The sequence below is a fragment of the Vogesella fluminis genome (genome assembly GCF_014652335.1).
Taxonomy (GTDB): domain Bacteria; phylum Pseudomonadota; class Gammaproteobacteria; order Burkholderiales; family Chromobacteriaceae; genus Vogesella; species Vogesella fluminis.
Genome location: NZ_BMYP01000099.1, coordinates 1 through 1,669 on the forward strand (window position 1 = coordinate 1; position 1,669 = coordinate 1,669).

Annotated in this window: 1 protein-coding gene; it reads left to right on the top strand. The window is 54.3% G+C overall.

The genetic code is table 11. The features are described from left to right. Positions 1-430: 430 nt before the first annotated feature. Positions 431-1,552: a Fic family protein gene (locus IE083_RS15570; RefSeq protein WP_189354947.1), complete on the top strand. Its 1,122-nt coding sequence runs from the start codon at positions 431-433 to the stop codon at positions 1,550-1,552. Positions 1,553-1,669: the final 117 nt, after the last annotated feature.

Below are 1,669 nucleotides of genomic sequence, written 5' to 3' on the forward strand. Positions count from 1 at the left end.
TCATACCCCCATTCGTACGCCATGACGATAGCATTAGGCACAAATGGGGGTACGTTTTTGCACGGACTGCCGTGGACGTTCATCCTGCTTTAATAAAGTAAAAATGGGACTTGTAGACGTTCTAGAACAGCTTTGAAATGTCCTTCGCCTCCCAGTGCGGGAAGGGTTTTGTTTTAATAATGTTATAAAAAACATTATCTTGAAATTGTTCGTTGCGTTTTGGGGGGGGCTTTCGGGGGTGCAATGCAAAAGCCTTGACGGTTAGAGTCTATTTGCCTCCTCTGAGGCATGTCGATCCTGTTTGGATTTGCCCCTGTATCTCAGGACATCAACCCTTAGGTTGATGTTGCCGCCAGGGTGGAGTGAGGGCTGCCTTGTTCATGAAGCGAATGTATCGCACAATCGCCTCAATATTTGGAGCAAATAAGTGATGCAATCATCTCACCGCTGGATCTGGCAACACCCGCATTGGCCACAGTTTACTTGGGATCAGGCCGCGCTTACGGAGCCTTTGGCACGTGCCAGGCTGGCCCAAGGCAAGGTCTTGGGTGCGGCACGGTTGCTGGACAATACCCTGACCCTGGAGGCAGTTGCATCCATCCTGGTGGAGGACGGTGTAACCACCAGTGCGATAGAAGGGGAACGATTGGATGTCGATGCCGTGCGTTCGTCGGTGGCTCGTCATCTTGGCTTGCCGTCTGCCGGGCTGCCGACGCCACCACGTGCTGTGGATGGCTTGATTGAGGTATTACTCGATGCCACCAGAAATCATGCGCAGCCTCTGACTCCGACGCGGCTATTTGGTTGGCAAGCCGCACTGTTTCCAACCGGCTACTCGGGACTTCATGTCATTCGGACCGGTCAACTACGCGGCGAGGAGCCGATGCAAGTGGTGTCTGGTCGAATCGGCTACGAGAAGGTCCATTTCGAGGCACCGGGACATGAGGTACTTGATCAAGAGCTAGCCAACTTCTTGTCCTGGTTCAATGAGCCGGATAACCCGATGGAAGGGCTGGTACGTGCGGGATTGGCTCATCTGTGGTTCGTGACGGTGCATCCGTTTGAAGACGGCAATGGTCGTCTCGCACGCGCGATCACGGACATGGCGCTGTCGCAGGATGAGCAGCTGCCGATGCGGCTATTCAGTTTATCGGCGCAGATTCTGCGTGAGCGGGAAACGTACTACGAGATCCTGGAGCAGACCCAGCGGGGAGGCGTAGACGTGACGGCCTGGTTGATCTGGTTCCTGGAACAGGTGCAGGCTTCGGCCACTGCCGCAGAGCAAACGGTAGCCAATACATTGGCCAAAGCCCGTTTCTGGCTACGGCATCAATCTGCGACATTGAATGAGCGCCAGCGCAAGGTGCTGAACCGATTGCTTGATGCTGGGCCCGGTGGCTTTGAGGGTGGCATCAATACCAGAAAATACATGAGCATGACCAAGACCAGTCGGGCAACGGCCTACCGTGAGCTGTCTGAACTTGTGACGCTAGGCTGCTTAAAACCAACTGACAAAGGTGGCCGTAGTAGCGGGTATGAACTGATCTGGTGACTAAGGCGCGCAAGAATAGGTTGGAAAATGGCCACGGCGTGATCCGTGGTCTAATGTGATAGAGTCCACGGAAGTGGTGTAAATGCAGACAGATGGTAGGAGGCCATCGACGAACTC

Bases quoted from the DNA above. Each gene is read 5' to 3' on its own strand.
- IE083_RS15570 (WP_189354947.1), top strand. From the start codon at position 431: ATGCAATCATCTCACCGCTGGATCTGGCAACACCCGCATTGGCCACAG.